This is a genomic window from Acinetobacter sp. YH16044, assembly GCF_013417145.1.
Lineage (GTDB): Bacteria > Pseudomonadota > Gammaproteobacteria > Pseudomonadales > Moraxellaceae > Acinetobacter > Acinetobacter amyesii.
In genome coordinates this window covers 1-5,108 of record NZ_VPEK01000076.1, presented here as the reverse complement: position 1 = coordinate 5,108, position 5,108 = coordinate 1, and the positions used below count along the sequence as shown (strand labels likewise).

At 32.1% G+C, this 5,108-nt stretch carries 10 protein-coding genes; 6 read left to right on the top strand and 4 right to left on the bottom strand.

Features of this window, described 5'->3' with window-relative positions:
• The 3 genes from FTV38_RS17945 to FTV38_RS16565 all read left to right on the top strand — a co-directional run.
• Positions 1-201: hypothetical protein (locus FTV38_RS17945; protein WP_218950299.1), on the top strand; the 201-nt coding region annotated here is incomplete at its 5' end.
• 271 nt (positions 202-472) lie between these two features.
• Positions 473-847, top strand: a complete 375-nt coding sequence (locus tag FTV38_RS16570) for a hypothetical protein (RefSeq protein ID WP_046206308.1) — start codon at positions 473-475, stop codon at positions 845-847.
• 2 nt (positions 848-849) lie between these two features.
• On the top strand, positions 850-1,020 hold the full coding sequence (locus FTV38_RS16565) for a hypothetical protein (protein ID WP_163146735.1): 171 nt from the start codon (positions 850-852) through the stop codon (positions 1,018-1,020).
• Between the two features lie 20 nt (positions 1,021-1,040).
• Here the strand turns inward: FTV38_RS16565 and FTV38_RS16560 are convergent, their stop codons facing one another.
• The gene (locus tag FTV38_RS16560) at positions 1,041-1,376 is read right to left on the bottom strand and encodes a hypothetical protein (protein ID WP_075175697.1); all 336 of its coding nucleotides are present in this window, start codon (positions 1,374-1,376) and stop codon (positions 1,041-1,043) included.
• Between the two features lie 27 nt (positions 1,377-1,403).
• Complete coding sequence (locus FTV38_RS16555) at positions 1,404-1,913, bottom strand: hypothetical protein (RefSeq protein WP_046206310.1); 510 nt, start codon at positions 1,911-1,913, stop codon at positions 1,404-1,406.
• A gap of 442 nt (positions 1,914-2,355) precedes the next feature.
• On the opposite strand from FTV38_RS16555, the gene FTV38_RS16550 reads away from it, so the two are divergent.
• Genes FTV38_RS16550 through FTV38_RS16540 form a run of 3 tightly spaced genes read left to right on the top strand, consistent with a single transcriptional unit; the run spans position 2,356 to position 4,272 of the window.
• The gene (locus FTV38_RS16550) at positions 2,356-3,348 is read left to right on the top strand and encodes a hypothetical protein (RefSeq protein ID WP_121973992.1); all 993 of its coding nucleotides are present in this window, start codon (positions 2,356-2,358) and stop codon (positions 3,346-3,348) included.
• The gene (locus tag FTV38_RS16545; RefSeq protein WP_121973991.1) at positions 3,341-3,691 is read left to right on the top strand and encodes an STAS-like domain-containing protein; all 351 of its coding nucleotides are present in this window, start codon (positions 3,341-3,343) and stop codon (positions 3,689-3,691) included. The genes FTV38_RS16550 and FTV38_RS16545 overlap by 8 nt, the downstream gene beginning before the upstream one ends.
• A 5-nt stretch (positions 3,692-3,696) precedes the next feature.
• On the top strand, positions 3,697-4,272 hold the full coding sequence (locus FTV38_RS16540) for a hypothetical protein (protein WP_121973990.1): 576 nt from the start codon (positions 3,697-3,699) through the stop codon (positions 4,270-4,272).
• Between the two features lie 78 nt (positions 4,273-4,350).
• Here FTV38_RS16540 and nadS read toward each other — a convergent pair whose 3' ends face one another.
• Entirely contained in the window at positions 4,351-4,623 is a 273-nt protein-coding gene (nadS, locus tag FTV38_RS16535; RefSeq protein ID WP_004676016.1) for a NadS family protein, read from the bottom strand.
• Positions 4,616-4,936, bottom strand: a complete 321-nt coding sequence (locus FTV38_RS16530) for a type II toxin-antitoxin system RelE/ParE family toxin (protein WP_002126330.1) — start codon at positions 4,934-4,936, stop codon at positions 4,616-4,618. Before FTV38_RS16530 ends, nadS begins: the two co-directional genes overlap by 8 nt.
• Positions 4,937-5,108 lie beyond the last annotated feature (172 nt).

Here is a 5,108-nt window from a genome sequence, read left to right as displayed (position 1 = left end):
TTTTTTCCATACAAAACCAAGCACCGGCCCTACGTCACTTTAGCCAATTTTCTAATCCAGGATCCGGCACACGCCGGGATTTTTTTGTCACACACCACGCATCTAACGATGACACCCCTCAAAGCCTTACAGGATAAGGATTTCAGCGATTTTTTAGGGTCTCAGAAACGTGTACAGAAAAATGGTCTTTTTTTAGAATAAGTGATTGAATTATCTATTTTTTATGCTGTGCTCATGCTTGTACATCAAAACAACACTTTTTTTAGATAAGATATTGATAAATTTAAGAAAAACTATGTACTCATGATTGTACATAAAAAAAGCATTATATTTAAATAAGTTTTTGTTTTAAAATAAATTAATTCTGTACAAATAGGTTTGTACGTAATCTACTTATTATTTTTTATTTAATTAGTTGAATTATAGATATTTAATTTTGTACAAAATCTAATTTTAATAAGAGGTGTAATTTATGGGCGAAAAAGTCAAAACTTATGCAGTCAGGTTAGATCCACAAGTAGCAGAATTCTACGATCAATTGGCTAATTCAGAAGGAATCAGAACCAGTAAATTATTCAGTAAAATTTTGACCAATGATTTTCAATCTATTGCTGTTAAACAGCAAGCCGATCGTATTGAGGATCTGGTGAATCGATTAGAAAAGCGAATAGATGATTTTGAGGAAGATAATAATTTTTCTGAAAAATACTATGAGGATTTTAGTAGTACATACATGATGCTTTTATGGTTATTAATGAAAAATGGTGCTTCTAAAGACGAAATTAGAAGTATGCAAGCTAAGGCCGCTAATTATGCGGAACAAAACTTTTCTTCTAAGGAATCTTAATTTTGGACAATATTATTCAACTTTTAAAACCATGTACGCTTTGTGGAAATGGACAGAATGTACAGCTTTTTGCCGGGTTGATGCTGTGTGAAAGTTGTCAGGAAAATATCAGGCTTACAAATCCAGGTATGTTCTCTGCCAATGATAAGATTGAACAGAAAGCTCTGGATTAACCTGAGCTTTTGCATAAAAATTAACAGCGGCCTGCTGCTTTCAATAGAGCATTACATTGCTTATCACTACTTTGTTTTACAGAGTTAGAACCCGAACAAACTGCCTGGGAACTAATAGCTCCTCCAACTGTTGTGATATAACATTGATGTGATTTTTTTCCTACAGTGGCTACAAAGTTTATCGTGCCATCAATAGATCCTTGTCTATTTGATATGGCCACTTTGTCTGAAGTTGTATTTAAAGCAAAGGCTGCCTTTTGTTCTAAAGTTTGATCCTGGATGACCATATTTCCGACTGTGCCGCATCCTACAAAAAGAGATGCAAATAACAATGGTAATAATTTGAAATTTTTCATAAATTTTCCTAAATATATTTAAATAAGTTAGATTCCAAAACTACAATTAGGAATTTCTTTCTGGAGCTCTCGATAGTTATCTTTAATTTTATCCTGTTCGACTTTTTGAGCATCTCGCGCAAAAATATTGAATGCTTTAGCTTCCTCTCTATATTTCAATCTTAAGCTTTCGCAGTTTTTCTTATGTGTGATCATCTGTTTTGCATCATCTTCACTAATTTTGGTATAGCGTTGATTACTAATTCGCAGTGTTTTTCCATCATCAGATAAGTTGAATGTGATAACTGCTAAACCGTTATTCACACCAAGTTCTTTTTCTTTCTTCTCTAAAACCGTTCCTGATTTTTTATTTCCAAACCAATCAGTTTCTGAAAGAATATTCTCATTTACGATGTAAGTTTCTTTGCCCTCTTTATAGATTTCTAAAACTTTTGGATATTTTGTATCTTCAAGTTGCCAGTAACCAACATATTTATCATGAGGTTTGGAACATGCTGTTAAAGCTAAAGCAACTAAAGTAAGGAAAAATATTTTCATGATTTGCTCAGACAAATTATATTTTAAAAGGTCATAAGAATAGAGTATTTTTCAAGTATGTCTAAGGACATAAAAAACCAGATTTGTATAGCTAAAGTAATGAAAAAAAACACTATTATTTTATTTCAATCTCTAGATTATATGTTTATAACAAATTGGCTATCTGGTAAGTCGATCATTATTCTTAGTGTTATCAGTTTTATGTATTTTAGATTTTTTATATATTGTTCTTAAGCAAGGCGGAAAGTTAATAAAATAATTATGACCTATCTAGCCACGTGATTTAGGGTCAATTTTTATCTCTCCCAACCCTCGGTTGGGATTTTTGCCTGAGATTTCGCATAAGAGATTTTATGTTAAATCCTTTTATATATTTCTTTTATTAGTTCATTTGTATAAGATCATATCTGCTCGATTACCGTCTAAAAAACAAGGATTTTTTGTGAAAAAGCCTAATCAAAAAGCTATTCTTCGTCAGAAAAAATCAGATTTAAAAATAAGAAAGGAAGGTAAAAAAAGATCACATACTTATATCGGCTTAATAAAATTTTCATCTGTAATCTCATTAGCTAAAATGGGTCATAGAGAAAAATTTCTAGAAACTATAAGAAAAATAAAGCTGAGAGATAGAGCTAATAAGAGTTTATATCTTAATTTTAAGGATGTAGAACTATTGTTGCCAGAAGGCGTTATTTACCTTTTACATCAATTGGATAAGTTAAAAAATAAAAAAGAATTACTAGGACGAACCTCTGATAAGGATGTAGTAAAAGCTATGTTCTCTAGATTAGGCATTCATAGTCTTATTAAACAGCCTCCTTATGTTGGTAAAACTATTAATATTGTTGATAGATGGGAGTGTTTATCGGGAGATAGCGCTGATTTAGGCGAGGAATACGAAAAGATTGAAGAGCAAATAGCTATGATCTTACCAGATAGAAGAGCTAGATTTGTTTTACAAAATGCTATTGCTGAAGCAATCAGTAATGTGATCAATCATGCCTATGATGAAAATGCTCAATATAAGAAATGGTTTTTATTCTTTTGCATAGATAAAGAGAAAAATACATGTCTGATCGTGGTATCAGATGTAGGAAAAACTATTCCGGTAACTATTCCAGTTAAGCTAAGAGATCGTTTATCTATTAATCCAATTGAACTCTTTACTGGTAAAAATGACTCTCAATTGATTGAAATAGCAACAAAATGGAGAAGATCTGCAACAGAAGAGTACCATCGAGGAAAAGGCTTTAATGATATCATGCAGGTTGAATCTGATGTAGATGGTGCAAATGTGATAGTTCTAAGTAGAAAAGGGGCTTGGTCATCTGTCGCTGGTTTAAAAGACTACAAAGATGCTATTGAAGGTACAACTGTAGGATGGGAAATTCCTTTGAATAATGTGAAATTAGTCGCGAGTAAAACTTATGCTTGAAATCAAATATGATGTGGCTAAAGAATATTATCCAAGACCTATGGGTAGAGCTAGAAAAGATGGTCTACATAGTGGTGAACGATTTAGAGAAGAAGTTCTACTACCTTTTTTCCAATCTTTAAAAACGAATCCAAACCAAATTCTTGTTTTAGATTTTAATGGTATATCTACAGCTGGATCTTCTTATCTAGAAGAATCTTTTGGTGGTCTAATTCGTAAAAATGGTTATCGTAAATCTGATTTAAATAGACATCTAAAGATAGTGGTAGATGATGACTTAAAAGAACTTATTACTGATAGAATAGAAAAGTATATTAATGACGCTGAAAGTAAAGTGAAATAAATCATATGGATAAGGAACTATATGTTGTTTGGACGTCACTTCTGCTTTTGTGGTTTTTTTCCATTTGTAGCGTATTAATAAAACCTGATCTTATTCCTTATAATTGGCTAGCTCCTATATTTAAAGCTATTACAGTTGCTATCCCTGTATATGTGTTTTTATTCAGAATAAAAAACTCTTTATTAATGAAATCAATCAAGTCTGCTAATGATCTGTTAATCAAGACCAATGAAACATGTATTAATGTTTTCTTAGATGATGATCCTCAAAAAACTTTTAAAGATATTAAAAAAGTTTCCTTATATTTAACTTATTTAAAATCCGAAGTGAATAATTTTCCCTATGGTGGACCAATTTCAGCTCTTCTTTTTTCAAAAAAGATGAAATTTTTGAAGGAATATGAAAGAGAAGCTCTTAAAGCCTATTCTGATTATTATGAGTTAATTACATTTGATACCATAATTGAAAATAAGACATCTACAATGACAAAAGAAGAGTCGGAAGAGCTAATAGATAGGATAATTCATTCATCTACAATACTTTCTAACATTCTTGAAAAACATCTAAGAAAATATATTTAAGATTTCCTACAATTAACATAATACACGTTATACGAAGTCAAAAAATGGGAGCTAAGCTCCCATTTTTAATGCATTTTTTTAAATAAGGCTAGGATGTGCATCTAAGATTCGAATCAATGTTGCCGCTGGTCCTGTTGGATAGCGTCGGCCTTGTTCCCAGTTTTGCAGGGTGCGATGACTGATGTGGAGACGTGCAGCAAATTCGCTTTGACTTAAACCAGTTTTTTCTCGGACTTCCTTAATATCAGGTAATTCAAGTTCGGTTGTTCGACTTGCTTGGATCTCTTTGCGTTTGATTGCTCCAGCTTCTTTAATCGAAGCAACTAAGTCATCAAATAAGTTGTTATCCATGAAATTGCTCCTTCACGAGTTGGCGCAGAATGGCGGTTTCTTTATCCGTTAGATTATCTTTTACAGATTTTGGATAAGCCACCAAGAAAAAGATTTGATCATCCTCATTTACCCAATAGTAAATTACTCTGATACCGCCACTTTTGCCTTTATTACCTTGAGCACAACGTACTTTTCGAATGCCACCGCCATTCTTGATCAAGTCACCTTTATCTGGCTGAACCAATAGATCTTGTTGAAGTTGACGATATTCCTCATCAGATACAAGGTCTTTGATTTGCTTGGTAAAGATGCTGGTTTCAATGAATAACATAGATTCTTTGTACGTCAATGGCGTATAAGGATTCTAGCAGTTTCTGTATCAAAAAACGAGAGCTGATAACTCTCGTTTCGTATAATCCGTATTATGTTAATTTCAGAGAAACTATTACAAATAGAATATTACTTTTATATTCTCAAATGAGCCGCTATCTTTCTTAAAAAAT

Coding starts and splice junctions, on each gene's coding strand:
- FTV38_RS16540 (WP_121973990.1), top strand. CDS start 3,697: ATGGATAAGGAACTATATGTTGTTTGGACGTCACTTCTGCTTTTGTGG.
- FTV38_RS16570 (WP_046206308.1), top strand. CDS start 473: ATGGGCGAAAAAGTCAAAACTTATGCAGTCAGGTTAGATCCACAAGTA.
- FTV38_RS16555 (WP_046206310.1), bottom strand. CDS start 1,913: ATGAAAATATTTTTCCTTACTTTAGTTGCTTTAGCTTTAACAGCATGT.
- FTV38_RS16545 (WP_121973991.1), top strand. CDS start 3,341: ATGCTTGAAATCAAATATGATGTGGCTAAAGAATATTATCCAAGACCT.
- FTV38_RS16560 (WP_075175697.1), bottom strand. CDS start 1,376: ATGAAAAATTTCAAATTATTACCATTGTTATTTGCATCTCTTTTTGTA.
- FTV38_RS16530 (WP_002126330.1), bottom strand. CDS start 4,936: ATGTTATTCATTGAAACCAGCATCTTTACCAAGCAAATCAAAGACCTT.
- nadS (WP_004676016.1), bottom strand. CDS start 4,623: ATGGATAACAACTTATTTGATGACTTAGTTGCTTCGATTAAAGAAGCT.